General features: G+C 73.4%; 21 protein-coding genes and 1 riboswitch. Of the genes, 8 read left to right on the top strand and 13 right to left on the bottom strand.

Going from position 1 to position 23236, the window contains the following annotated elements; all coding sequences use genetic code 11:
- Positions 1-3 precede the first annotated feature (3 nt).
- The 4 genes from pknB to thiO all read right to left on the bottom strand — a co-directional run bounded on the left by pknB (position 4) and on the right by thiO (position 4394).
- On the bottom strand, positions 4-1917 hold the full coding sequence (pknB, locus tag AB0F82_RS24130) for a Stk1 family PASTA domain-containing Ser/Thr kinase (RefSeq protein WP_362631188.1): 1914 nt from the start codon (positions 1915-1917) through the stop codon (positions 4-6).
- Positions 1918-2215: 298 nt separating this feature from the next.
- Positions 2216-3010, bottom strand: coding sequence for a thiazole synthase (locus AB0F82_RS24125; protein WP_362631186.1), 795 nt, complete (start codon positions 3008-3010; stop codon positions 2216-2218).
- A gap of 5 nt (positions 3011-3015) precedes the next feature.
- Positions 3016-3216, bottom strand: a complete 201-nt coding sequence (gene thiS / locus AB0F82_RS24120) for a sulfur carrier protein ThiS (protein ID WP_326591336.1) — start codon at positions 3214-3216, stop codon at positions 3016-3018.
- Positions 3213-4394, bottom strand: a complete 1182-nt coding sequence (thiO, locus tag AB0F82_RS24115; RefSeq protein WP_362631184.1) for a glycine oxidase ThiO — start codon at positions 4392-4394, stop codon at positions 3213-3215. Before thiO ends, thiS begins: the two co-directional genes overlap by 4 nt.
- Positions 4392-4503: riboswitch (TPP riboswitch) on the bottom strand. It overlaps the preceding gene by 3 nt.
- Positions 4504-4584: 81 nt before the next feature.
- On the opposite strand from thiO, the gene AB0F82_RS24110 reads away from it, so the two are divergent.
- From AB0F82_RS24110 to AB0F82_RS24090, 5 genes are all read left to right on the top strand, one after another.
- On the top strand, positions 4585-5805 hold the full coding sequence (locus AB0F82_RS24110; RefSeq protein WP_362631182.1) for an NAD(P)/FAD-dependent oxidoreductase: 1221 nt from the start codon (positions 4585-4587) through the stop codon (positions 5803-5805).
- A 76-nt stretch (positions 5806-5881) separates the two neighbouring features.
- Entirely contained in the window at positions 5882-6247 is a 366-nt protein-coding gene (locus tag AB0F82_RS24105) for an Rv2175c family DNA-binding protein (protein ID WP_362631180.1), read from the top strand.
- A gap of 79 nt (positions 6248-6326) precedes the next feature.
- Entirely contained in the window at positions 6327-6962 is a 636-nt protein-coding gene (gene thiE, locus AB0F82_RS24100; RefSeq protein ID WP_362631179.1) for a thiamine phosphate synthase, read from the top strand.
- A 165-nt stretch (positions 6963-7127) separates the two neighbouring features.
- Positions 7128-8042 carry a methylenetetrahydrofolate reductase [NAD(P)H] gene (gene metF / locus AB0F82_RS24095; protein WP_030832763.1) on the top strand — a complete coding sequence of 305 codons (915 nt, stop codon included), beginning with the start codon at positions 7128-7130 and terminating at the stop codon, positions 8040-8042.
- A gap of 42 nt (positions 8043-8084) precedes the next feature.
- Entirely contained in the window at positions 8085-8948 is an 864-nt protein-coding gene (locus tag AB0F82_RS24090) for a hypothetical protein (protein ID WP_362631177.1), read from the top strand.
- Positions 8949-9005: 57 nt separating this feature from the next.
- Here AB0F82_RS24090 and AB0F82_RS24085 read toward each other — a convergent pair whose 3' ends face one another.
- From AB0F82_RS24085 to AB0F82_RS24065, 5 genes are all read right to left on the bottom strand, one after another.
- On the bottom strand, positions 9006-10424 hold the full coding sequence (locus tag AB0F82_RS24085; RefSeq protein ID WP_362631175.1) for a phytoene desaturase family protein: 1419 nt from the start codon (positions 10422-10424) through the stop codon (positions 9006-9008).
- Positions 10425-10460: 36 nt separating this feature from the next.
- Entirely contained in the window at positions 10461-11087 is a 627-nt protein-coding gene (locus AB0F82_RS24080; protein ID WP_362631173.1) for a DUF4126 domain-containing protein, read from the bottom strand.
- A gap of 106 nt (positions 11088-11193) precedes the next feature.
- Entirely contained in the window at positions 11194-11595 is a 402-nt protein-coding gene (locus tag AB0F82_RS24075) for a DUF3040 domain-containing protein (protein ID WP_030663992.1), read from the bottom strand.
- 291 nt (positions 11596-11886) lie between these two features.
- Positions 11887-12645, bottom strand: coding sequence for a methyltransferase (locus AB0F82_RS24070; protein ID WP_362631171.1), 759 nt, complete (start codon positions 12643-12645; stop codon positions 11887-11889).
- A gap of 73 nt (positions 12646-12718) precedes the next feature.
- On the bottom strand, positions 12719-13213 hold the full coding sequence (locus AB0F82_RS24065; protein ID WP_362631169.1) for an SAV_6107 family HEPN domain-containing protein: 495 nt from the start codon (positions 13211-13213) through the stop codon (positions 12719-12721).
- 179 nt (positions 13214-13392) lie between these two features.
- On the opposite strand from AB0F82_RS24065, the gene AB0F82_RS24060 reads away from it, so the two are divergent.
- From AB0F82_RS24060 to AB0F82_RS24050, 3 genes are read left to right on the top strand one after another with little or no spacing between them, the layout of a single operon-like run.
- On the top strand, positions 13393-14379 hold the full coding sequence (locus tag AB0F82_RS24060) for an ATP-binding cassette domain-containing protein (RefSeq protein WP_362631167.1): 987 nt from the start codon (positions 13393-13395) through the stop codon (positions 14377-14379).
- Positions 14351-16444: a YhgE/Pip domain-containing protein gene (locus tag AB0F82_RS24055; protein WP_362631165.1), complete on the top strand. Its 2094-nt coding sequence runs from the start codon at positions 14351-14353 to the stop codon at positions 16442-16444. Before AB0F82_RS24060 ends, AB0F82_RS24055 begins: the two co-directional genes overlap by 29 nt.
- A gap of 29 nt (positions 16445-16473) precedes the next feature.
- Positions 16474-17106 carry a TetR/AcrR family transcriptional regulator gene (locus tag AB0F82_RS24050; protein ID WP_356813084.1) on the top strand — a complete coding sequence of 211 codons (633 nt, stop codon included), beginning with the start codon at positions 16474-16476 and terminating at the stop codon, positions 17104-17106.
- A 532-nt stretch (positions 17107-17638) separates the two neighbouring features.
- Here AB0F82_RS24050 and AB0F82_RS24045 read toward each other — a convergent pair.
- The 4 genes from AB0F82_RS24045 to AB0F82_RS24030 all read right to left on the bottom strand — a co-directional run bounded on the left by AB0F82_RS24045 (position 17639) and on the right by AB0F82_RS24030 (position 23097).
- A complete protein-coding gene (locus AB0F82_RS24045) occupies positions 17639-20050 on the bottom strand; it encodes a DUF3488 and transglutaminase-like domain-containing protein (RefSeq protein ID WP_362631163.1) in 2412 nt (803 codons plus the stop codon).
- Positions 20047-21399 (bottom strand): DUF58 domain-containing protein, encoded by a 1353-nt coding sequence (locus tag AB0F82_RS24040; RefSeq protein WP_362631161.1) that lies wholly within the window; start codon positions 21397-21399, stop codon positions 20047-20049. Before AB0F82_RS24040 ends, AB0F82_RS24045 begins: the two co-directional genes overlap by 4 nt.
- Positions 21399-22409 (bottom strand): AAA family ATPase, encoded by a 1011-nt coding sequence (locus tag AB0F82_RS24035; protein ID WP_356813087.1) that lies wholly within the window; start codon positions 22407-22409, stop codon positions 21399-21401. The genes AB0F82_RS24040 and AB0F82_RS24035 overlap by 1 nt, the downstream gene beginning before the upstream one ends.
- Before the next feature lie 136 nt (positions 22410-22545).
- On the bottom strand, positions 22546-23097 hold the full coding sequence (locus AB0F82_RS24030; RefSeq protein WP_356813088.1) for a beta-class carbonic anhydrase: 552 nt from the start codon (positions 23095-23097) through the stop codon (positions 22546-22548).
- Positions 23098-23236 lie beyond the last annotated feature (139 nt).

The following is a 23236-nucleotide window of genomic DNA, read 5'->3' as shown; positions in this document are numbered from 1 at the left end:
CGTTTACAGCCCCTTGATCGTGATCGTGATCGTGAGGCCCTCGGCGGCGGTCTGGCCGGGCAGCACCGACTGGGCGTCCACCGTCCTGCTGAAGGAGATCAGCGGCCGATCCACCTTAACCTTGAAGCCCGCGCTCTCCAGGGTCCTGCGGGCCGCGTCCACGTCCTGGCCGACCACGTTCGGGACCGGCAGCTGGCGCGGGCCCTTGGACACCGTCAGCGTGACCGTGTCCCCGGCCGCGGCCTGGGTGCCGGCGCCGATCGACTGGTTGGCGACCGTACCGGGATCCGACGGCGCGTTGACCTGCTCGGGAGCCGCAACGACCTTCAGGCCCAGACCCTCCAGAGTGGCCTTCGCCTGCTCGAAGGGGAGCCCGGTCACGCCCGGCACCGGCACCGGCCGGCCCTTGCTGACGACGATCGAGACCGCCGTGTCGGGCGCCCGCTTCTCGCCGCCCGCCGGGTTGGTGCTGATCACCGAGCCCTGGGCGACCTCCTGACTGAAGGCCTGCGTGACGATCCCGGGAGCCAGCCCGGTCCGGGTCAGCTCGGCCTTGGCCTCGTCCAGGGGCCTGCCCTTCAGGTTGGGCACGGACACGACCTCGGGGCCGCGGGAGATCGTGATGGTCACCGCGCCGTTGCCGCGGATCCGCCGGCCGCCCGGGGGATCGGTGTTCATCACCGTCCCGCGCTCGAAGGCGTCGCTGAACTTCCGGTCGACCCCCTTCACGCCGAGCCCGGCCTCGGACAGCTGGGCGCGCGCCTGCTCCTCGGTCTTGCCGAGCAGGTTGGGGACCTTGGTGAACTGGCCGGAGTTGATGTACCAGACGCCCGTACCGATCCCCAGCGCCAGCAGGACGCCGACGACCACCAGCAGCACTCCGCGGCGCGGGCGCGCGGCGGGCGCCGACCGGCGTCCGGGCGGAGCGGGCGGATCCAGCGGCGGCGACTCCAGCCGGGAGGTGAGGTTCACGGGCTGCGCGGCCACCGGGCGGGGGATCACGCCCGTGCGGTCCTCGGCGGACGACCGGTCGACGGCTTGCGCCTGCGGCGGTACGGCGTCCAGCTCGGCGTCGGTGAGCTCGGCGCGGGCCTCGCGGGCGAGGCCGAACAGCGCGGCGGCGTCGTAGGGGCGCAGGTCGGGGTTGCGGGCGGTGGCGGACGCCACGAGCCCGTCGAGACCGACGGACAGCCCGGGCACCACGGCGGACGGCGGCGGGACGTCCTCGTGCAGGTGCTGGTAGAGCACCTGGGCGGGGGAGTCGCCGAGGTGGGGCTTGGAGCCGGTGAGCATCTCGTAGAGGACGACACCGCAGGCGTAGACGTCCGCGCGGGTGTCGGCGATCCCGTTCTCGATCTGCTCGGGGGCCAGGTAGGAGACGGTGCCGAGGACCGAGCCGGTGGTGTTGGTCACCGAGTCCACGGACCGGACCAGCCCGAAGTCGGCGACCTTGACCCTGCCGTCGTCGCCGATCAGGACGTTCTCGGGCTTCATGTCACGGTGCACGAAGCCGGCCCGGTGGGCGGCGCCGAGCGCGGCGAGGACGGGTTCGAGGATGTCGAGGGCCGCCCGGGGCTGGAGCGCGCCGCGCTCGCGCAGCACGTCGCGCAGGGTGCAGCCCGAGACGTACTCCATCGCCAGATAGACGTACGGCCCGTCCGTGCCCTGGTCGAACACGGCGACCACGTTGGGGTGCGCGAGCCGCGCCACGGACTTCGCCTCGCGGATGAACCGGTCCACGAAGGCGGCGTCGGACGCGAGCGCGGGATGCATCACCTTCAGGGCGAGGATCCGGTCCAGGCGGGTGTCGACGGCCCGGTAGACCGTGGCCATGCCGCCGGCCGCGATGCGGGCATCGATGCGGTAGCGGCCGTCGAGCACACGCCCGACGAGGGGGTCTTCCAAGGTCGTATCCACCCGGCGATTCTACGAGCCGGCGCCGGGACCCCGTCGGGGGCGGGTCGCCTTGCAGCGCAGCTGTGACGTGAGCAGGCGCCGGAACAGGCCCCCGCCCCCTCGCCGCGCCCTCGGCATCCCCGCTCCGGCTCGGCGGTCGGCCACCCGCGCGCGGGGCGGTGACCAGGCCGATCGGGGGCGGGAGGGGGAGGGGCGGCTTCGCGGGGGAGCGGGAGGCGCGGGGGCCTTCAGCCTCCGACCGGGCGGCTCCCGTCCCCGGCGAAGTCCCCGTCCTGCGCCGTGCTCGGCCGCCCGCGTCTCAGAACGCCGGGCGTTCCGGGTCCAGGGCCGCGCGGCCCTCCGTGGGGGACGAGGCTTCGGCGAAGCGGCGTTGTGGGATGCGGCCCGCCCGGTGGGCGAGGCGGCCCGCCGAGACGGCGTCCCGCATGGCGGACGCCATGAGGACCGGCTCCTGTGCGCGGGTGACCGCCGAGGCCAGCATCACCGCCGCGCAGCCCAGTTCCATCGCCAGGGCGGCGTCGGAGGCGGTGCCCGCGCCGGCGTCCAGGATCACCGGGACCTGGGCCCGCTCCGTGATCAGCTCGAAGTTGTGCGGGTTGCGGATGCCCATGCCCGACCCGATGGGGGAGCCGAGCGGCATGATCGCCGCGCAGCCCACGTCCTCCAGCTTGCGCGCGAGCACCGGGTCGTCGTTGGTGTACGGCAGGACGGTGAAGCCCTCGTCCACCAGGGTCTCGGCGGCGTCCAGCAGTTCGACGCCGTCGGGCAGGAGGGTCCGCTCGTCCGCGACCACCTCCAGCTTGATCCAGTCGGTGCCGAGGGCCTCCCGCGCGAGCCGGGCCGTCAGGACGGCCTCGCCCGCGGTGAAGCAGCCTGCCGTGTTCGGCAGGACGGAGATGCCGAGCTTGGTGAGGACGGAGAGGACCGAGCCCTGCACGGTGGGGTCCAGGCGGCGCATGGCCACGGTGGTGAGTTCGGTGCCGGACGCCACGAGGGCGCGTTCGAGCACGTCCAGGCTGGGGGCGCCGCCCGTGCCCATGATCAGGCGGGAGGAGAAGGTCCGGTCGCCCAGGGTGAAGAGGTCGTCGGCCATGCCGGTCAGCCCCCCTGGACCGCGGTGAGGATCTCCACGCGGTCGCCGTCGCCCACGGGGGTGGCCGGCCACTGCCCGCGCGGGACCACGGTCTCGTTGAGTGCGGCGGCCACCCCGGAGGGAGCCGCGGTCAGGGCGGCGACGACGGTGTCGAGCGTGGTGCCGGCCGCGACCTCGCGCGGTTCGCCGTTGACGGAGATGGTCATGCGTACGACTCCTGACGTGCGGCGGAGAAACGGCGGGGGGTGAAGGGGCGCGCGATCCCGGGCAGTTCGCCGGTGACCAGCAGTTCGGCCATCACCTCGCCGGTGAGCGGGGTCAGCAGCACCCCGTTGCGGTAGTGCCCGGTGGCCAGGTGCAGGCCGGGCAGGTCGGTCGGGCCCAGCAGCGGGGCGTTGTCGGGTGATCCGGGGCGCAGTCCCGCCCGGGTCTCGGTCAGCGGGAGTTCGGTGATGCCGGGTACCAGTTCGTGGGCGTCGCGCAGGAGTTCGTAGACCCCGCCCGCGGTCACGGTGGTGTCCCAGCCGAGTTCCTCGCTGGTGGCGCCGATGACGAGTTCGCCGTTCTCGCGGGGCACGAGGTAGACGTGGCTGCCGCGCACGACCGCCCGTACGGTGCGGGAGAGGAAGGGGGCGTACGCGGCGGGCACGGTGAGCCGCAGTACCTGTCCCTTGACCGGCCGTACGGGGGGCAGCACCTCGGCGGGTACGCCCGCCAGTCTGCCGCTGAGCGAGCCCGCGGCCAGGACGACCTGGTCGGCGCGCAGCTGCGTACCGTCGTCGAGGAGGGCGCCCGTGGCCCGGTCCGCGGTGGTGAGCAGCTGCTCGGCGCCCGCCCGGTGGACGGTCACTCCGGCGCCTTCGCAGGCGGCGAGCAGGGCGGCGGCGAGCCGGCGCGGGTCGACCTGGTGGTCGCCGTCGACGCGCAGGCCGCCGCGTACGCCGGGGGCGAGCATGGGCTCCAGACGGCGGCATTCGCGGCCGGTGAGCCATTCGGACTCCAGGCCGCAGCGGCGCTGGAGGGCGTGGAGTTCGCGCAGGTGGAGGCGGTCGTCGGCGTCGAGGGCGACGGCGAGGGTGCCGCAGGCGCGGTAGCCGATGTCCAGGCCGCCGGCGGCTTCGGCGAGGTCGGCGGCGAAGCGCGGATAGCGTTCGGCGGAGGCGAGGCCGAGGCCGAGGAGGGCTTCCTCGCCGTAGTGCAGTTCGGTGACCGGGGCGAGCATCCCGGCCGCGACCTGGGCGGCGCCGCCGCCAGGTGCCGGGTCGGCGAGTACGGTGCGCAGCCCGCGCTCCGCCGCCCGCCAGGCGGTGACCAGGCCGATGATCCCGCCCCCGATGACGAGGACGTCGGATCCCCGGCCGGATCCCTCTCCAGATGAGTGCATGGGCGTCCAGCCCCTCCCTTCGCCGGCATGACCCGGATCAGGTTCGTACGGTCGGAGGCCGGCCAGCCTCCCTCTCAGCCCGGTGCGCCGGACTCCCGCGATAGGTACGGTGGCCAGACTATCCCGGCCATGGACGGCGGGTAAGGCGGCACCTGTTCCTGACGGAGCGTCAGATGACTAGGGTGGCCGCGTGAGTGAGCAGACGGAACAGAATCAGCGCGGCGTCGTGATCGTCGGCGCCGGAATGGCCGGGGTGCAGACCGCGGTCGCCCTGCGCGAGCAGGGCTTCGCGGGCCCCGTGACCCTGCTGGGAGCCGAACCGCACCAGCCCTACGACCGGCCCCCGCTGTCCAAGGCGGTGCTGCTCGGCAAGGCCGAGGACTCCGCCTTCGACGTGGACTTCGAAGCCCTGGGCATCGGGCTCCGCCTCGGGACGGAGGTCACCGGACTGCGGGCCGCCGACCACGAGCTGGACACCGAGGCGGGACCGGTCCCCTACGAGGTCCTCGTGCTGGCCACCGGCGCGCAGCCGCTGACCCTGCCCGGCGCCGAGGGCGTCCCGGGCGTACACCTGCTGCGCACGCTGGACGACGCGGCGCGGCTGCGCCCCGTCCTGGCGGCCGCCTCCCGGGTCGTGGTCGTCGGCGCGGGCTGGATCGGCGCCGAGTTCGCCACCGCCGCCCGCGAGGCCGGCTGCGCGGTGACCGTCGTCGAGGCGGCGGACCGGGTGCTGGCGGGCGCCCTGCCCGCCGAGGTCTCCGAGCCGATGTCGCGCTGGTACGGGCAGGCCGGCGCCGAGCTGATCACCGGCGCGAAGGTGGCCGGCGTCGAGGAGGGGCGGGTCCTCCTGGCCGACGGGCGCGCCCTGCCCGCCGACGCGGTGGTCGTGGGCATCGGCGCCCGTCCCGCCACCGGATGGCTGGCCGGGTCCGGCGTGGAACGCGGAACCGACGGCTCGGTCACCGCCGACGCGCACCTGATGACCTCCCTGCCGGGGGTGTACGCGGTCGGCGACTGCGCCTCCTTCCCGTCCGGGCGGTACGGGGCGCGGCTGCTCGTGCACCACTGGGACAACGCGCTCCAGGGCCCGAGGACGGTCGCGGCGAACATTCTGGCCGGGGAGCCCACCGCGGTCTACGACCCGGTGCCGTACTTCTGGTCCGAGCAGTTCGGGCGCTTCGTGCAGTACGCCGGCCACCACGGCGGGGCCGACACCCTGGTCCGGCGCGGGGACCCGGCCCAGGAGGCCTGGTCGGTGTGCTGGCTGCGCGACGGCGCCCTGGTCGCGGTCCTCGCGGTCGGCCGGCCCCGGGACCTGGCGCAGGGGCGCAAGCTGATCGAGACGGGCGTCCCGGTCGACCCGGCGAAGGTCGCGGACCCCGGCACCCCGCTGAAATCGGCCACGGCGTAGACACCGGCCCCGGGGGCGCGCCACGGACGGTCCGCCCCGGGTACCGGCTGTCGGTGGGAGGTGGCAGGCTTGGCCTGTGACCGAGATTGACGCAAAGATCGATTCCCTCGTCCCCGACTGGCTGTACCTCCCCGACATCGCGGAGATGCTGGGCGTCGAGGTGACGCGGGTCCGCCAGATGGTCAAGGAAGGGCAGCTCATCGCCGTTCGCCGGGGCGAGAACAGGGCCCTGCAGGTTCCGGCCCCCTTCATCGACGGCGACAAGGTGGTCAAGGGCCTCGTCGGCCTGCTGACCGTCCTGCGCGACGACGGCTTCTCCGACGAGGAGATCCTGGAGTGGCTCTTCACCGCCGACCCGACCCTGCCCGGCACCCCCGCCCAGGCGCTGAGCGAGAATCGCGGCACGGAGGTGAAGCGCCGCGCTCAGGCGCTCGCCCTCTGACCTGATCCGCAGTAGCCGGCTCCACCGCGGTGTACGGGCCCCGCGCCCGTACACCGCCTCCATCACGGGGGGTACACCCATGCAGCTGTCCGATGCCCGGCTCTACCTGTGCACGGACGCCCGCAAGCGCCAGGGTGACCTCCCCGAGTTCCTCGACGCCGTGCTCGCCGGGGGCGTGGACATCGTCCAGCTCCGCGACAAGGGCATGGAGGCGGGCGAGGAGCTCGAACACCTCCAGGTCTTCGCCGAGGCCGCACGCCGCCACGGCAAGCTCCTCGCCGTGAACGACCGTGCCGACGTCGCCCACGCCATCGGCTCCGACGTCCTGCACCTCGGACAGGGCGACATCCCGGTCCCCGCCGCCCGCGCCATCCTCGGCGGCCGGGTCCTCGTCGGCCGCTCCTGCCACGCGGAGGACGAGGTCGCCGCGGCCGTCGCCGAACCGGGCGTGGACTACTTCTGCACCGGGCCCTGCTGGCCCACCCCCACCAAGCCCGGCCGCCACGCCCCCGGCCTGGACCTGGTCCGTTACGCGGCCTCCCTGGAGCAGGACCGGCCCTGGTTCGCCATCGGCGGCATCGACGCCACGAACCTGGACGAGGTGCTGGACGCAGGCGCCACCCGCGTCGTGGTCGTCCGCGCGCTCACCGAGGCCTCCGACCCCGGTGCGGCCGCCGCCGACCTCGCCAAGCGCGTCCGGGCCCGGCTCGGCTGAGCCCTCCGGTCCCGTCCGCCCGGACAGCCGACGACCGGTGGCATTCCGCGCCGCATAGTCCGTACAGGCCCCTTCGAGCCAGAGGCGGAAGCCCAGGTGTCCAAAAACGTGTCCAAAAGGCGGACGCCGCTTCGGGGAGCGCCGGGCCGCGTCTAACCTGCCCACATGGCCTCTGGTACCGCTTCCACCTGGTCGGACCGTGCACACACGGTCCGCGACCTCCTCGCGTCCGGGCGCTCGTACTCCTTCGAGTTCTGGGCCCCGAAGACCGAGAAGGGCGAACGCAACCTCTGGAACGCCCTCCGCCGGGTCGAGGCGGTATCCCCGAGCTTCGTCTCCGTGACCTACGGAGCCGGCGGCTCCACCCGCGGCGGCACCGTCAAGGCCACCCAGGAGATCGCCGCGGACACCACGCTGACCCCGGTCGCGCACCTCACCGCCGTGGACCACTCCATCGCCGAACTGCGCCACGTCATCGGCCAGTTCGCCGACGCCGGGATCCGCAACATGCTCGCCCTGCGCGGCGACCCGCCGGGCGACCCGATGGCCGACTGGGTGGCCCACCCCGAGGGCGTGCACTACGCCGCCGACCTGGTGCGGCTGCTCAAGGAGTCCGGAGACTTCTGCGTCGGCGTCGCGGCGTTCCCCGAGATGCACCCGCGATCGACCGACTGGGATACGGACATCCGGCACTTCGTGGACAAGTGCCGTGCGGGCGCGGACTATGCGATCACCCAGATGTTCTTCGATCCCGAGAATTATCTGAGGCTGCGCGACAGCGTCGAGAAGGCGGGCTGCGAGACCCCGATCATCCCCGAGGTCATGCCTGTTGTGGGCATCAAGCAGCTCGACCGACTGCCCCAGCTCAGCACCGCTGTCTTCCCCGCGGACGTGAAAGAGCGCATGCTCGCCGTCAAGGACGACCCGGCCGCTGTACGCTCCATTGGCATCGAGTTCGCCACGGAGTTCTGCGCGCGGCTGCTGTCCGAAGGTGTACCGGGACTGCACTTCATCACGCTGAACAATTCCACGGCGACTCTCGAGATCTACGAGAACCTGGGCCTGCACCAGCGGGCCTGACCGGCCGTACCCGTGTGACGGCCGTACCGAGAGGGGCCTTGCATGGGTATGACGGTCCTCTACATCGCGTTCGGAATCGTCGCGTTGTGGCTGCTTGCCGAGGTACTGATGCAGTACAAGGCCCGGCTCCGCTGGCGCCTGCTCGCCTTCGCCGGCTTCCTCGGCGTCGTCGCCGGGGTGATACTGCCCTCGGTGCCGGTCATCGGCGCCGGCGCCGCCGCGTTCGCCGTGGGCCAGACCCTGGTGACGCTCTCCTTCCGCAAGGGCTTCGTCGCCGGCTGGGCGCTGCGCCGCGGCGGGGAGCCCGTACGGCAGGCCAGGCGCCGCAGGGGAAGGACCGCGACGCCGGAACCGGCGCTCCAGGTCACCGCCCTGGAGTACGGGGACGCCGACGGGGCCGCGGACGAGCGGCCGTTGCGGGCCGCGGCCGAAGAGGTCTACAGCCCGCAGCCGGTGCCCGAGGACACCGGGTCCTACGGGATACAGAGCTTCTCGACGCCTGCCCCGGAGGTCGGCCAGACGGCGGCCTTCGCCTCGCCGTTCACCACCGCCGAGCAGGACGGCCACCAGTACGCGGCGTACTACGACCAGCACAACCAGGGCGGTTACGACTACTCCGGCGGCTACCCGACGGGCGAGCAGCAGCAGGTCTACGCCGCCTACTCGGACCCGTACATCGGAACCGGCGGGGGCGTCGTCCCGCCCCAGCCCTACGACTACGCCCCGTACGCCGACTACGGGCAGCAGCAGTACTCCACCGACACCCCGCCGGGCGGCGTCTGGGTCCCGCAGCAGAGATCCACCGACGGGGGCGGCCAGCCGTACCCGTCGGACGAGCAGGGCGGGCAGCCGCCGCAGCAGTACCCGTACCCCCAGCAGGGGGAGTACGAGCAGTACCGCTACTGAGCCGGCCGGGGCCGGGGTCAGGGCGGGGTCAGGGCGAGGTCAGGGTCCGCGGCCGGGTCACTGGGAGCCGCGGAAGCCCGCACCCTCCACGATCAGCCCGGCCACCAGGGCCCCGGTCATCCCGGCGTGCGCGAGCCCGCCGCCGGGGTGGGCCCAGCCGCCCGCCAGGTACAACCCGGGCACGGCCGTGGAGTTGGCCGGATAGAGCAGCCGGCCCCCCGCGCCCGCGAGGGCGGGCGGGGGCACCGCGCCGCCCAATGCACCGGTGGCCGCCTCGATGTCGGCCGGGGTGCGCACCTCCTGCCACAACAGCCGCTCCCGCAGGCCCTGTACGGCCTTCTCAGCGAGGTTCAGCAGCTCCCCGGGCTCCGAGGTCCCCGGGCCGTGGACGGCGCTCACGGTGACCGCCTCGTGCTCCGCGTCGGGCCGCGTGGCGGGATCGTCCGGCCGCATGACGGTGACCTGCGCCCCGGCGGCGTGCACGAGGGTGCGGTGGACGGTCCCCGCCGGGCGGGCCCCGCGCAGCGCGAGCAGCAGCGTGATCCGGCCGGGCACGCCGTCCCCGCGGGCCGGTACGGCGTCGGCGGGCCACGGGAGCGAACCGGCCGGCAGCCGCCGCGGGTCGATCCCGCAGACGACGGAGTCGGCGGCCGCCTCCGTTCCGTCGGCCAGCAGCAGGCCGGCCGCCCGGCCGCCCCGGACCAGGACCTCGCGGACCTCCGCCCCGAAGACGAAGGCGACCTTCCGCTCCAGGCAGCGCTCGTACACGGCGGTGGCCAGTGCCCGCATCCCGCCGCTCACGTACCAGCTGCCGAAGGTCTGCTCCATGTACGGGAGCACGGCCGCCGAGCCGGGAGCCGTGGCGGGGTCGAGGCCGTAGCCGCGGACCACTCCGGTCAGCACCTGCGCCAGGGGACCGCCCAGCTCCCGCCCGGCCACCTCGGCGAGGGTCGGTGTACGGCGGCGGAGCAGGCCGCTGCGCCGCAGGGCCGGGTACGGGTCGCCGCCCAGCGCCTGCCGGGCCCCGTCCCGCAGGGGCTCCTCCAGCAGCGGGCGGCGGGTGGCGTCCCAGGCGTCGCGGGCACGGCCCAGCACCCCGTTCCAGCGCTCACCGGCACCCTGGCCGAACGCGCCGTCGAGGGCGGCGGCGACACCGCCGTGCGAGGCGCCGGGCAGGGTGACGTCGATGCCGTGGCCGGGCAGGACGTGGCGGACGGCCGGGTCGGCCTGCGCCATGTCGACGCACTCCTCCAGCGGCCGCTTGCCGGTCTTCAGGAAGAGGTCGCGGTAGACGGCGGGAAGGTGCAGCAGCCCGGGCCCGGTGTCGAAGGCGAAGCCCTCGCGCTCGTACCGGCCGACGGCCCCGCCGTAGGTCGCGCTCCGCTCGTACACCGTCACCTGGTGCCCCGCCACGGCCAGCCGGGCCGCCGTCGCCATCGCGCCCATGCCGGCGCCGATCACCGCAATTCGTGCCATGCGGGCGAGCCTATGGCCCCGTGCGGGCGCCCGCGGTCAGCGGGGTGGGGCCCCGGTGGCCTGGCGGGCCTCCGTGGCCAGCCGCTTCTCCTCGCGGCGCTGGGCGCGCCGGCGCAGGAAACGGCGGATCCGGCTCCAGAGGAAGAAGAGTATGGCCAGCCCGACGACCAGCAGGGAGCCCGCGATGATCGCGGCGGCGAGCGGATGGAACATCGCGAAGGTGACCAGGCCCGCCACACCGAGGTCCTCGGCGATGCTCATTGCCACGTTGGTGAACGGCTCGGGCGAGGTGTTGATCGCCATCCGCGTGCCGGCCTTCACGAAATGGCTGGCCAGCGCCGTGGTGCCGCCGACGGCCCCGGCGGTGATGTCGGAGAGCGAGCCGCTCTGACCGGCCAGCAGGGCGCCGATCGCCGCACCTGCCACCGGGCGGATCACGGTGTGGACGGTGTCCCATATCGAGTCGACGTACGGGATCTTGTCGGCGACCGCCTCGCACAGGAACAGCACGGCGGCGACGATCAGCACATCCGGGCGCTGGAGCGACGCGGGGACCTCGTCGGTCAGGCCGGTACGGCCGAAGATGCCGAGCAGGAGGACCACGGCGTATGCGTTGATCCCGCTGGCCCAGCCGCTGGTGAAGACCAGGGGGAGCACACTCATCGGATCATCATGCCGTACGGGGACGCCCGTGGACCGCAGGCCGGCGCACAACAGTGAGGGGACGGTCGCACGGTGGCGGCCGTCCCCTCACTCACGTGGTCCGGGGCTACTGCCCCTGCTCGTCACGCCGGCGCTGCCACCGGTCCTCGATGCGGTTCATCATCGACCGACGCTGCCGGTTGTGGCCGCGGGCCGAACCGCCAGTACTTCCGGAGACGGGCTGCTCGCCGGGCTTGGGTGCCTTGCGCCAACCGGTGACCACCAGGACCGTACATCCCAGCATGACGAGGAAGCCCACCACGCTGATCCAGAGCACGTTCGGAATGATCACACCGGTCATGAGGAGCGCGATACCCACCACAATGCCTGCGACTGCCTGGTAGACCCGTCGCCGGGTGTACGTACGCAGCCCGCTGCCCTCAAGCGCTGTCGCGAACTTGGGGTCTTCGGCGTACAGCGCTCGCTCCATCTGCTCGAGCATTCGCTGCTCGTGCTCCGAGAGCGGCACGGGAGTCCTCCTCATCCGTCGGTCGCGGGGGTAGCGACCAGGGGTCCCCTTCAGGATAGGCGGGGAATCGCCCCCGTGACACCCGCCCTCTACACACGTTCCAAAATGACAAAGCACAGAAAGACACAGCCGTAACGCCACTGCGTGAAAACCGTACCGCCGCGGGAGCGGTCACTGAGGCCGTTATTCCCCAATGGCCCGATCGCCATGCCGGTCACTGCTCCCGATCATACGGGGCGGACCGGCGAAGCGGAGGGTCGGCGGCAGACTCCGTGCGCGCAAGAGCGCAGTTCAGACCTGCTTCTCGCCCAGGACGTGCAGTTGCGTGGCCACCGCGTGGAAGGCGGGCAGCTCCGCCGCGGCCTCCTCCAGACGCAGCAGCGCCTCCACCGCGCCCGGCTCGGTGTCCACCAGGACGCCCGGGACGAGGTCGGCGAAGATCCGCACGCCGTGCACCGCGCCGACCGCCAGGCCGGCCTCCCCGACCAGCTCGGAGAGCTGCTCGGCGGTGAAGCGGCGCGGCACCGGGTCGCCGGAGCCCCAGCGGCCGGCCGGGTCGCCGAGGGCGGTACGGGCCTCCGTGAAGTGCCCGGCCAGGGCGCGGGCGAGTACGGCCCCGCCGAGGCCGGCGGCCAGCAGGCTGAGCGTGCCGCCGGGGCGCAGGGCAGCCACCGCGTTGGCCACGCCCTCGGCCGGGTCGTCCACGTACTCAAGGACGCCGTGGCAGAGCACCACGTCGTACGCCTCCCGCTCCACCACGTCCAACAGGCCCTGGGCGTCGCCCTGGACGCCGCGGACCAGGTCGGCGACGCCGGCCTCGGCCACCCGGCGCTCCAGCCCGAACAGGGCGTTGGGGCTGGGGTCGACCACGGTGACCCGGTGGCCCAGGTGGGCCACCGGCACGGCGAACTTGCCGGTGCCGCCGCCGGTGTCGAGCACGTCCAGCACGTCCCGTCCGGTCGCCTTCACCCGGCGGTCGAGCGCCTCCTTGAGGACCTCCCACACCACGGCGGTGCGGAGGGAGGCACGGGGGCGGGAAGTGTCCGACACGGCTGATGGCTCCTCGGCGCGGTAAGGGTGAGCGGTCAGTGCCCCACCCTATTGCCTTCCGCAGCCGGGCAGGTCATCCCGCGTCCGGACGCTCCGGCCGTGGCTGGGGCAAGGTCTGGGCCGGGCTCTGGGCGGGCACCCGTACGGCGAGCATCCGCTCCACCAGGCGCAGGAACATCGAGGCGGCGCGCAGCAGGTCGTCCGCGTCCCGGGCGCTCGCCGCGTCCGGTATCCCCGCCTCGGCCCGGGCCCGGCGCGCGGCGCCGGAGGCGAAGAGGGCGCTCCACTCGGCCAGCTCCGGTGCCAGCTCCGGCAGCACCTCCCACGCGCTGCGGATCCGGGGCCGCCGCCGCGGGTTGGCCGGCTCGGGGCGCCCGCGCGCCGCGAGCACGGCCGCGGCGGTGCGCAGTGCGGAGAGGTGGGCCGTCGCGTAGCGCTCGTTGGGCCGGGTCAGCCGGGCGGCCTCGGCCAGGCCGCTGTGGGCCTTGGCGAGGAGGTCGAGGGCGGCCGGAGGGGCCGCCGACTTCCGCAGGACGGGGTGGACAGGGGACGGGGACGGTGTGGCCATGACGAACCTCCTGTCGATGCGTTGTGCGTTGCCCCCATCGTGACGGCCCCCACTGACAATCGCCCTGACCTGCGCTTTTTCCGTCATATGCAGAGCAACTACCCCCTCCTGCACGCCTGGTGCGGCATCAGGTGGTAGTTTTTGAACTGACCGGTCAGTTCAAAAAGAAGGGGGACGGCGTGGACAGCCCGCACGGCGCGGCCGTCAAGGCCGAGGACTTCGGACTCAAGGGCCCGCGCGGCTGGGCCTTCCGGGGGCTCGGCCTCGACGCGGCGCCCGGCTCGCTCATCGCGGTCGAAGGCCCCTCCGGCAGCGGCCGGACCTGCCTGCTCCTTGCCCTCACCGGGCGGATGAAACCCACCGAGGGCCACGCCGAGGTCGGCCCCCACCGGCTGCCGAAGAAGATGGCCGCGGTCCGCCGGATCGCCGCCCTCGGCCCGGTCCCCGGGGTCAACGACCTCGACCAGTCCCTCACCGTCGCCGAGCAGCTGCGCGAGGGCGCCCTGCTCCAGCGCCACTACGACGCCCCGATCCGCTCCCTGCTGCGGCCCCGGGCCGAGCGCCGCGCCGCCGCCTCCGCCCGGATCGAGGCCGCCCTCGACGCCGCCGGACTGGACCTCGCCACACTGCCCAAGGCCGAGCGCACCACCGTCCGGGACCTGGAACGGCTGGAGTCCGTGCGGCTGTCGGTGGCCATCGCCCTGCTCGGCTCCCCGCGGCTGCTCGCCCTGGACGACCTCGACCTCAAGCTCTCGGACCCCGAACGCGGCGAGGTCTGGACCCTGCTGCGCTCGATCGCCGCCCGGGGGACCACCGTCCTCGCGGTGTGCAGCGAAGCCCCCGCCGACGCCGTGGTCCTGCGGACCGGCCCGAAGGCGGACGACGGGGCACCGGAGGAGAAGCCGAAGAGGCCCGCCGCCGACACCCCGAAGATCACGTGGGGCAAGGGGGCGAAGGACGACGCCGAGGCCGGCAGGGGAGCCGAAGAGGACGTCGAGGCGGACCCGGAGAAGGACGCCGATGCCGCCGCCGATGCCGCCGCCGATGCGGCCGACGGCACCGACGACGGCTCCGGCACCGGAAACGACACCGACACCGACACCGACACCGAAAACGTCGACACGAAGGGGGCGGACGATGCGCTCGCCGAAGCTGGCCGCGCTTGAGCTGAAGCGGTTCGGGCGGGGGAAGCTGCCCCGGGCCGCCCTCGTCGCGCTGCTCCTGCTGCCACTGCTCTACGGAGCCCTCTACCTCTGGTCCTTCTGGGACCCGTACAGCCGCCTCGACAAGGTGCCCGTCGCCCTCGTCAACTCCGACCGGGGCGCGAGCGTCGACGGCAAGCACCTGGACGCGGGCGGCGAGATCACCAAGAAGCTCCGCGACAGCAGGACCTTCGACTGGCGGGAGGTGAGCCCCGAGAAGGCGGCCAAGGGCCTGGAGGACGGCACCTACTACCTGACCCTGACCATGCCGGCCGACTTCAGCGAGAAGATCGCCTCCAGCTCGGGCGACGACCCCACCACCGGTGCCCTCCAGGTCCGCACCAACGACGCCAACAACTACGTCGTCGGCTCCATCTCGCGCACCGTCTTCTCCGAGGTCCGCTCGGCGGCGTCCGCCAACGCCTCCCGCGGTTTCCTCGACAAGATCTTCGTCAGCTTCTCCGACCTGCACGACAAGACCGCCGAGGCCGCCGACGGCGCCGACAAGCTCAAGGACGGGGCGGGCAAGGCCCAGGAGGGCGCCAAGGAGCTCGCCGACGGCCTCGACACCGCCGGGGAGAAGAGCGGCGAGCTGGCCAACGGCCTGAAGAAGCTCAACTCGGGCGCAGCCAAGCTGGAGACCGGCACGAGGGACGTCGCGAACGGCACCCAGCTCGTCGCCGACAAGGTCAACGGCGCGGCCGACAAGGCCCGCCCCTTCGTCAAGGACCCCAAGAGCCTCGCGGCCACCGCCGAACTGGTCGCCGACAGCGCGAAGGTGGTCAACAACCACCTCGACAAGTTCGCCGAGAAGGCCCCGGCCGCCGCGGCCGCCGCCAAGCGCGCCTCCACCGGCGCCGACGCCTACTACACCAAGCACTGCGTCACCCCCGGCGGCGAACCGCACCTCGCCTCCTGCCCCGACCTGAAGAGGGTCCGGGACGACATGGCGGAGGCCGCCGAACTCAGCGGTGACGTCAGCGCCCTGGTCAAGAACGCCAACGGCGACGTGTCCAAGCTCCGCACCCAGCTGACCGACCTGGAGAACAAGGCGCGCGACCTCGCCGACAAGGCCCCCCACCTCGCCGCGGACCTCGACGCGGCCGTCGCCAAGGTCAACGCCCTCAACACCGGTGCCCACAAGGTCGCCACCGGCATGGCCGAGCTGCACACCGGCCTCGGCACCGCCACCACCGGCTCCGGCGCCCTCAGCGACGGCGTCGGCAAGCTCGGCGACGGCGCCCACCGCCTCGACGGAGGCATGTACAAGCTCGTCGACGGCACCGGCGAGCTCGCCGGCGGCCTGCACGAGGGCGTGGGCAAGATCCCCGACTACGACCAGCAGCAGCGGGACGCCCGCACCGAGGTCATGGCCGACCCGATCAAGCTCGCCAACCAGTCCCTGCACAAGGCGCCCAACTACGGCACCGGCTTCGCGCCCTACTTCATCCCGCTGTCCCTCTGGGTCGGCGCGATGGTCGCCTACATGCTGATCACCCCGATGAACAAGCGGGCCCTGTCCGCCGGCGCCTCGCCCTGGCGGATCGCCCTCGCCGGCTGGCTGCCCGTCATGGGGATCGGCGCCGCCCAGGTCGCCCTGCTGATGTCCGTCCTGCAGTGGGCCCCGGACCTCGGCCTGAAGATGGCCCACCCGGCCCTCACCATCGGCTTCCTGCTGCTGGTCACCGGCTGCTTCGCGGCGATCATCCAGTGGCTCAACGCCAAGTTCGGCGCGGCCGGGCGGATCCTCGTCCTCGCCGTCCTGATGCTCCAGCTGACCTCGGCCGGCGGCACCTACCCCGTCCAGACCAGTCCGGACTTCTTCAACGCCGTCCACCCCTACCTGCCGATGTCCTACGTCGTGGAGAGCCTGCGCCACCTCATCACCGGCGGCGACCTCACCCCGGTCTGGCAGGGCAGCGTGGTCCTGGTGGCCTTCACGGTCGGAGCCCTCGCACTGACCGCGCTGGCCGCCCGCGGCAAGCAGGTGTGGACCATGGACCGACTGCACCCGGAACTGACCCTGTAGGGATGTGTTGACCTGTGACAATCAGCGCCATGGACAGCAGCAGCACCGGTACGGGTACCGGCGGGGGCCGTCGTCGGGCCACCCGGCAGAAGCTCTACGAAGCGGCCGTCACCCTGATCGCCGAGAAGGGCTTCTCAGCGACCACGGTCGATGAGATCGCCGAGCGGGCGGGCGTGGCGAAGGGCACCGTCTACTACAACTTCGCGAGCAAGAACGAGCTCTTCGAGGAACTGCTCCGGCACGGCGTCGGCCTGCTGACGGCATCGCTGCGAACGGCGGCCGAGGAGACCGAGGCGCGCGGCGGCAGCCGGGTCGAGGCGCTCGACGCCATGATCCGGGCGGGCCTCGTCTTCATCGACCGCTACCCCGCCTTCACCCAGCTGTACGTCGCCGAACTGTGGCGCACCAACCGCACCTGGCAGTCCACCCTGATGGTGGTCCGCCAGGAGGCGGTGGCCGTCGTGGAGAAGGTGCTGCGCGAGGGCGTCGAGCGGGGGGAGCTCAGCTCCGAGATCGACGTGCCGCTCACCGCGGCCGCGATGGTGGGGATGGTCCTGGTGGCCGCCCTGGACTGGCAGTCCTTCCAGCGGGAGCGGTCCCTCGACGACGTGCATTCGGCGCTGTCGCTGCTGCTGCGCGGCCGGGTCAGCGGAAACCGCTGAACCGCACGGCACCCCCCAGTCGGCGGTGCCGCGCGGGCGCGTCAGGCCGTACAACTGGTGGGGCCCGCCGCGGTCGCTGAGTACCCGTACCTAGCCGCGGAAATGAGTACGCGCGCGGATGGGCTCCCACCTGCGTGGACGCCAGACTGGGAGCAACGGACAGGAGACCCGGTCCGCACCGCCGACACGGGGCTGCGGAGCGGACCGGGTACCTCCTTCCGGAACCGGGAGGAGGTACGGGGGACCCGGTGGGAAAAGCGCGGACGCGGCGGGGCCCGGGGGGATCGGGCCTCGCCGCGTTCTCGCGTCCGCGGGTTCCGCAGGTGGTGCGCTGGGCGCGGCGCCGTTGCGGGGGCTCTGCCCCCACACCCCCTCGCCTTCCTTCGGATCCTGCCGGGCCCGCGCTGCCCGGCACCGCGTCTCGCCGCGTTGTCGGGGCTCCGCTTACGTCCGGTACGCGGAGAGCTCCTCCGCCTCGCGAGGCACGGCACCGGACAACGCGGCTCGGCCGACAAGATCCGACAGGCACGCCCTAGCCGCGGCCCCGGAGCGGGAGGCGGAGCCGGAGGGCCGTGAGGCGGGCCGAGGCCGCCCCGGCCAGAACCGACCAGCGGGCCGAGACCGCCCAGGAGATCCGGGCCGCCGAGCGCGGCAGCAGCAGCGCGCGCAGCCGGGGCAGGCGGTCCGCCGCGGCCAGCAGGCCCGCCCGGCCCTGGAGTACGTCGTCCGCCAGGCCCGCGTACGAGACCTCCGCGCCCGGCGGCGCGTACAGGGCCCGTTCCACCGCGCCCGCCACCCGGTGCACCGCCGCGGCGGCGTCCGCTTCCAGTTGGCCCAGGTCCACGATCCGGCTCGCGGCCCGGCGCGGGGACAGCGCCTCGTCCGGGGCCACGCCCACGTCCCAGGCGGCGTCGGCCAGCTCCTGCCAGGCCGCCGGCACCTCCCCGGTCCCCAGGCGCCGGGCCCGCAGTCGGCTGCGCCACAGCAGCGGGAGCAGGGGCAGGCCCAGCACCGCGGCCACGGCCGCCGCCCAGCCGAGGACCGCCGCCAGGGACGGTCCGCCGTCCCGGGCCGCGCTCTGCTGCGGTGCGGTCGGCCCGCACTCACCGAGCTTCTTCAGCGCCGGCGGGCACTCGACGGACGCCGACGGCGCCGGAGCCGGCAGCACCGCGCCCTGCGAGGGCAGCGGCGCCGGCGCGGACGGCTGGGCCGCCGGAGCCTGCGTGCGGGAGTAGTCCGGGACGTTGAGGCCCGACCGGGGCGTCGGCTCGAACCGGGTCCAGCCCACGCCCTGGAAGTACAGCTCGGGCCAGGCGTGGGCGTCGCGCATCGACACGTTCACGACGCCGTCCGACTGCCTCTCCCCGGGAGTGAAGCCCACCGCGACGCGCGCCGGGATGCCCAGCGTGCGGGACATCGCCGCCATCGAGAACGCGAAGTGGATGCAGAAGCCCTCCTTGTCGGCGAGGAACCGGGCCACGGCCTGCGGCCCCGTCCCCGAGGCGGTCTGCGTGTCGTAGCGGAACCCACCGCTAACGGCGAAGAAGTCCTGCAGCTTCACCGCGCGCGAGTAGTCGTCCTTCGTCCCCTGCGTCACCTGGCGGGCCGTCTCGGCGACCACCGGCGGCAGGTTGTCCGGGACCTTCGTGTACTCCTCGCGGATCGCCGGGTCCGGCGCCGGGGCCTTCTGCAGCTGCTGCGCGGTCGGCTTCAGCAGCAGGCTGCGCACGTTGTACTCGGCGCCCCGGACGGTCTGGTACTTGTCCCTGCCCAGCTGGTCGCCGACCAGGGTCCGGCCGACCGGCTCGAAGCGCCACTTGCCGCGGACGTCCACCGCGGTCGCCGGGTACGGCAGGGGGAGGTAGCGCTGGCTGTAGCTGTCCGACGCCGTGATGTTCGTGGTCACCTCGGTCGCGCCGAGGCGGACCTGGTCACCGAGACCCGGCGGGGCGGGCAGCTGCTGCGGCACGTCGGTCAGGGCCCGCCCCGACGCCTCCCACTTGGCGCCGCTGAACTCGTCGAGGGCCAGGATGCGCAGGTACTGCTCGCTCTGCTGCGGGTTGTCCGTCCGGTACCTGAGCACCACACGGTTGTCCTGCGCGTTCAGGTTGCTCTGCAGGGAGACCAGCGGGTTGACCGCCGAGATCGTGCCGCCGGACCCGCCGCTGCCCTCGCCGTCCTCGGGACCGCCGAGCAGCCCCTCGCCGAGGGCGGGCAGCGCCGCCGGCACCACCAGGGCGAGGCCCAGGGCCATGGCGCCGACGCGCCGGCCGAACCGCACCGGAGCCGTCGCCCGGCCGCCGCCGGGGCTGAGACCGGAGTCGGCCGCGCCGCTTCCGCGCGGTGCCGCTCCGAAGACCCGCCCCCACTGGGCGAGCCGGTCGCGGCCCTCGCACAGCAGCAGCATCAGGTAGCCGCAGCCCGCCATCAGGAAGGAGACCCACGAGGCCTCCCCGCCGCCCGACAGGCCCGCGGCGACCGAGTACAGCGCGAGCAGCGGCAGCCCGGCCGCGGCCGCTGTGCGCGCGGTCACCGCCAGCAGGTCCACGAGCAGGCCGATCAGCAGCACCCCGGACACCAGCAGCAGCTGGATGCCGTCCGTCAGCGGTGCCGGTATCGCGAACTCGCCGACGTCGTGGACGCCCTGCGCGAACAGCGAGCCGAAGTCCGTCACGAAGTAGGCCAGCGGCCCGCTGCCGGTGGACTCGACCTTGCCGGCGAAGAGCAGCGCGAGCAGCAGCAGCGATACCAGCAGCTGCGCGGCCACGGTCAGCGAACGCGCCAGCGGCACCCGCCGGGCGCCCGCGCCCACCGCGCTCTGCACGGCCAGCAGCAGCGCGCCCTGGAGCAGCCAGGCCTGCGACTCCACCAGCGGGCTCAGTGACCAGGAGGTGAGAAGCGTCGCGAGCGCCGCGAACACCGTCAGTTTCGCCCGTCCGCTCATTCCCGGCCTCCGCTCGTTCCCGTACCGACGCGTCCGGCCCCTGCCTGGCGCCACAGCTCGCCGAAGGCCGCCCCGGGCGTGGCGGCCAGCGCCGTCCAGCCCGCGTCGCGCAGCCTGCGCAGCCGCTCCTCCAGCGGGACCACGTCGTGCCCGGGCTCGGGCCGTCCGCCCCAGGCCCCGGTGTCCAGTACGAAGGCCACCGCGCCCGAGGTGCGCTGGCGCATCTTGGCCGCCAGTTCGGTCTGTACGTCGTCCAAGTCGCCGAAGAAGGCGATGAGGAGCCCGTCGCCGCCGCCTTCGCCGAAGCCGCCGCCGCCGCGCACCGCGTCGTAGGCGCGGGAGAGCCCGGCGCCGTCGGAGTGCCCGACCACGGCGAGGGTGTCCATCATCAGCCCGGCGGCCTCCGCGGACTCGTGCCCGCCGGCGGAGAACCCGCCGCCGCCCTCGCCGGGCACCGAGCTCCCGGTGTCGGTGAGCAGCCGCGTGGAGAAGCCCTGTTCCAGGACGTGCACGAGGCTGGAGGCGGCCGCGGAGACGGCCCATTCGAAGGCGGAGTCGGGTCCCGCTCCGTCGAAGGCGAGGCGGCGGGTGTCGAGCAGGACGGTGGCCCTGCTGCGCTGGGGTTGTTCCTCGCGGCGGACCATGAGCTCGCCGTAGCGGGCGGTGGAGCGCCAGTGCACGCGGCGCAGGTCGTCGCCGCGCCGGTAGCCGCGCGGGATCACGTCGTCGTCGCCGGCCAGGGCCAGGGAGCGGCGGCTGCCGTCGCCGTAGCCGTTGGACTCGCCGGTCAGCCGGACCGGGGGGAGGGGCTCGGTGCGCGGTATGACGGTGAGGGTGTCGTAGGTGCTGAAGGAGCGGGTCAGCTCGACCAGCCCGAAGGGGTCGGTCAGCCGCAGCTGGAGCGGGCCCAGCGGGTAGCGGCCGCGCAGGTCGGAGCGGACCCGGTAGGACACCTCGCGGCGGCCGCCGGGCTCGACCCGGTCCAGGACGAACCGCGGGCGCGGGCCCAGTACGTAGGGCACCCGGTCCTGGAGCATCAGCAGGCCGGTGGGCAGCCGGGAGACGTTGTCCATGCGCAGCTGCACCCGGGCCTCGGCGCCGGCGGGCACCCGCCCGGGGGTCAGCCGGCGGCTGCCGGAGACCCGGTAACGGGTGCGGTGCAGGGCGTAGACGCAGAGCAGCGGCAGGAGGGCGAGCAGCAGGCCGACGCGCAGCAGTGCGCCCTGGCCGAGGACGTAGGCGCACACGGCAGCGGCGATCCCGGCGGCCACGAAGGAACGGCCGCGGGTGGTCAGCCCGGACAGCGAGGCGCGCAGTCCGCCGCCGTCTCCCGGGCCGCCGGCGCCCATCAGAAGCTCCGGGCGCCGGCGCCGGGCGGCATCTCGCCGCGGGCGTGCGCGGCCGGTACGGGGGTGCGCTGGAGGATCTCGCCGACGACCTGCTCGGAGGTGCGCCGGTTCAGCTGGGCCTGTGCGGTGGGCAGCAGCCGGTGCGCGAGGACCGGCGCGGCCAGCGATTGGACGTCGTCGGGCAGGACGTAGTCCCGGCCGGCGAGCGCGGCGGAGGCCTTGACGGCGCGCAGGAGGTGCAGGGTGGCCCGGGGGGAGGCGCCCAGCCGCAGGTCGGGGTGGCTGCGGGTGGCGGAGACCAGGTCGACGACGTAGCGCCGGACGGGCTCGGCGACGTAGACCTCGCGCACGGCCTCTATGAGCTTGACGATGTCGTGGGCGTGCGCGACGGACTGGAGGTCGTCGAGCGGGTTGACCCCGCCGTGCACGTCGAGCATCTGGAGCTCGGCCTCGGGGCTGGGGTAGCCGACGGACACGCGGGCCATGAAGCGGTCGCGCTGGGCTTCGGGCAGCGGGTAGGTGCCCTCCATCTCCACCGGGTTCTGGGTGGCGACGACCATGAAGGGGCTGGGCAGCGTGTAGGTGGTGCCGTCGATGGTGACCTGGCGTTCCTCCATCGACTCCAGCAGCGCGGACTGGGTCTTCGGCGAGGCGCGGTTGATCTCGTCGCCGATGACGATCTGCGCGAAGATCGCGCCCGGCTTGAACTCGAACTCGCGGCGCTGCTGGTCGTAGATGCTGACGCCCGTGATGTCGGAGGGCAGCAGGTCCGGCGTGAACTGGATGCGCTGCACCGAGCAGTCGATGGACTTGGCCAGCGTCTTCGCGAGCATCGTCTTGCCCACGCCGGGCACGTCCTCGATCAGCAGGTGCCCCTCGGCGAGGAGCACGGTCAGCGCGAGGCGAACGACCTCGGGCTTGCCCTCGATCACGCTCTCGACCGACCGGCGGACCCGCTCCGCCGTGCTGGTCAGATCCGCGAGGCTCGCTCGGTCGTCATACGTCGTCACCTGGTTCTCCTCGGCCCATTTCTCAGGGCCGACGCCCTTGGCGCATGACCGGCCCACCCCGAAACACGGACACCGGACCCGGGGTTCCCGGGTGGTGTCCCCCCGCATTCTTGACGGCGTTAGGGCCTTGTGTCACTCAGGAGCTGGGATCGATCTCCCGGAGGAGCCCGGTGTGCACGTCGAAGACGAAGCCTCGCACATCGTCCTTGTGCGGCAGGAACGGGTTGGTGCGGACCCGCTGCATGGACTGGCGTACGTCCTGGTCGACGTCCCGGAACGCCTCGACGGCCCAGGAGGGGCGCTGGCCGACCTCGTCCTCCAGCTCGTGCCGGAAGTCCTCGGTCAGGCTTTCGAGACCGCAGCCGGTGTGGTGGATGAGTATCACCGTGCGGGTGCCGAGGGCCCGCTGGCTGATGGTGAGGGAGCGGATGGTGTCGTCGGTGACCACGCCGCCCGCGTTGCGGATGGTGTGGCAGTCGCCGAGCTCCAGGCCGAGGGCCTTGTGCAGGTCGAGGCGGGCGTCCATACAGGCCACGACGGCCACGTGGAGCACGGGGCGGGCGTCCATGCCGGGGTCGGTGAACTTGGCGGCGTAACGCTGGTTCGCCTCGACCAGCCGGTCGGTGACGGATCCGCCGGCGGATGCCTCGGGTGCGGATTCTGCAGGCAGGGATGCGGAAGTCGTCATGGGTACGACGTTAATGGTCACGGGCGCCGACGGCCTCGCGTGAGGTTGGACAAAGAACGTCAACGGGGCTTGTTGTGAGCTAACCCACAGGGGTGGGCGGGAGTCGGCCGTCCGGGTGGTTCGGGAGCTTTTGGGGCTT

It is taken from the genome of Streptomyces virginiae (genome assembly GCF_040638905.1).
Lineage (GTDB): Bacteria > Actinomycetota > Actinomycetes > Streptomycetales > Streptomycetaceae > Streptomyces > Streptomyces virginiae_B.
The sequence above is the reverse complement of the archived record's forward strand: the minus strand, read 5'-3'. Positions and strand labels throughout refer to the sequence as shown.

Excerpts from the sequence above, each read along its gene's own strand:
- AB0F82_RS24125 (WP_362631186.1), bottom strand. The coding sequence starts at position 3,010 with ATGGCCGACGACCTCTTCACCCTGGGCGACCGGACCTTCTCCTCCCGC.
- AB0F82_RS24030 (WP_356813088.1), bottom strand. The coding sequence starts at position 23,097 with ATGACGACTTCCGCATCCCTGCCTGCAGAATCCGCACCCGAGGCATCC.
- metF (WP_030832763.1), top strand. The coding sequence starts at position 7,128 with ATGGCCTCTGGTACCGCTTCCACCTGGTCGGACCGTGCACACACGGTC.
- AB0F82_RS24080 (WP_362631173.1), bottom strand. The coding sequence starts at position 11,087 with ATGAGTGTGCTCCCCCTGGTCTTCACCAGCGGCTGGGCCAGCGGGATC.
- AB0F82_RS24040 (WP_362631161.1), bottom strand. The coding sequence starts at position 21,399 with ATGGGCGCCGGCGGCCCGGGAGACGGCGGCGGACTGCGCGCCTCGCTG.
- AB0F82_RS24050 (WP_356813084.1), top strand. The coding sequence starts at position 16,474 with ATGGACAGCAGCAGCACCGGTACGGGTACCGGCGGGGGCCGTCGTCGG.
- thiE (WP_362631179.1), top strand. The coding sequence starts at position 6,327 with ATGCAGCTGTCCGATGCCCGGCTCTACCTGTGCACGGACGCCCGCAAG.
- thiS (WP_326591336.1), bottom strand. The coding sequence starts at position 3,216 with ATGACCATCTCCGTCAACGGCGAACCGCGCGAGGTCGCGGCCGGCACC.
- AB0F82_RS24055 (WP_362631165.1), top strand. The coding sequence starts at position 14,351 with ATGCGCTCGCCGAAGCTGGCCGCGCTTGAGCTGAAGCGGTTCGGGCGG.
- AB0F82_RS24065 (WP_362631169.1), bottom strand. The coding sequence starts at position 13,213 with ATGGCCACACCGTCCCCGTCCCCTGTCCACCCCGTCCTGCGGAAGTCG.
- AB0F82_RS24090 (WP_362631177.1), top strand. The coding sequence starts at position 8,085 with ATGGGTATGACGGTCCTCTACATCGCGTTCGGAATCGTCGCGTTGTGG.
- thiO (WP_362631184.1), bottom strand. The coding sequence starts at position 4,394 with ATGCACTCATCTGGAGAGGGATCCGGCCGGGGATCCGACGTCCTCGTC.
- AB0F82_RS24085 (WP_362631175.1), bottom strand. The coding sequence starts at position 10,424 with ATGGCACGAATTGCGGTGATCGGCGCCGGCATGGGCGCGATGGCGACG.
- AB0F82_RS24045 (WP_362631163.1), bottom strand. The coding sequence starts at position 20,050 with ATGAGCGGACGGGCGAAACTGACGGTGTTCGCGGCGCTCGCGACGCTT.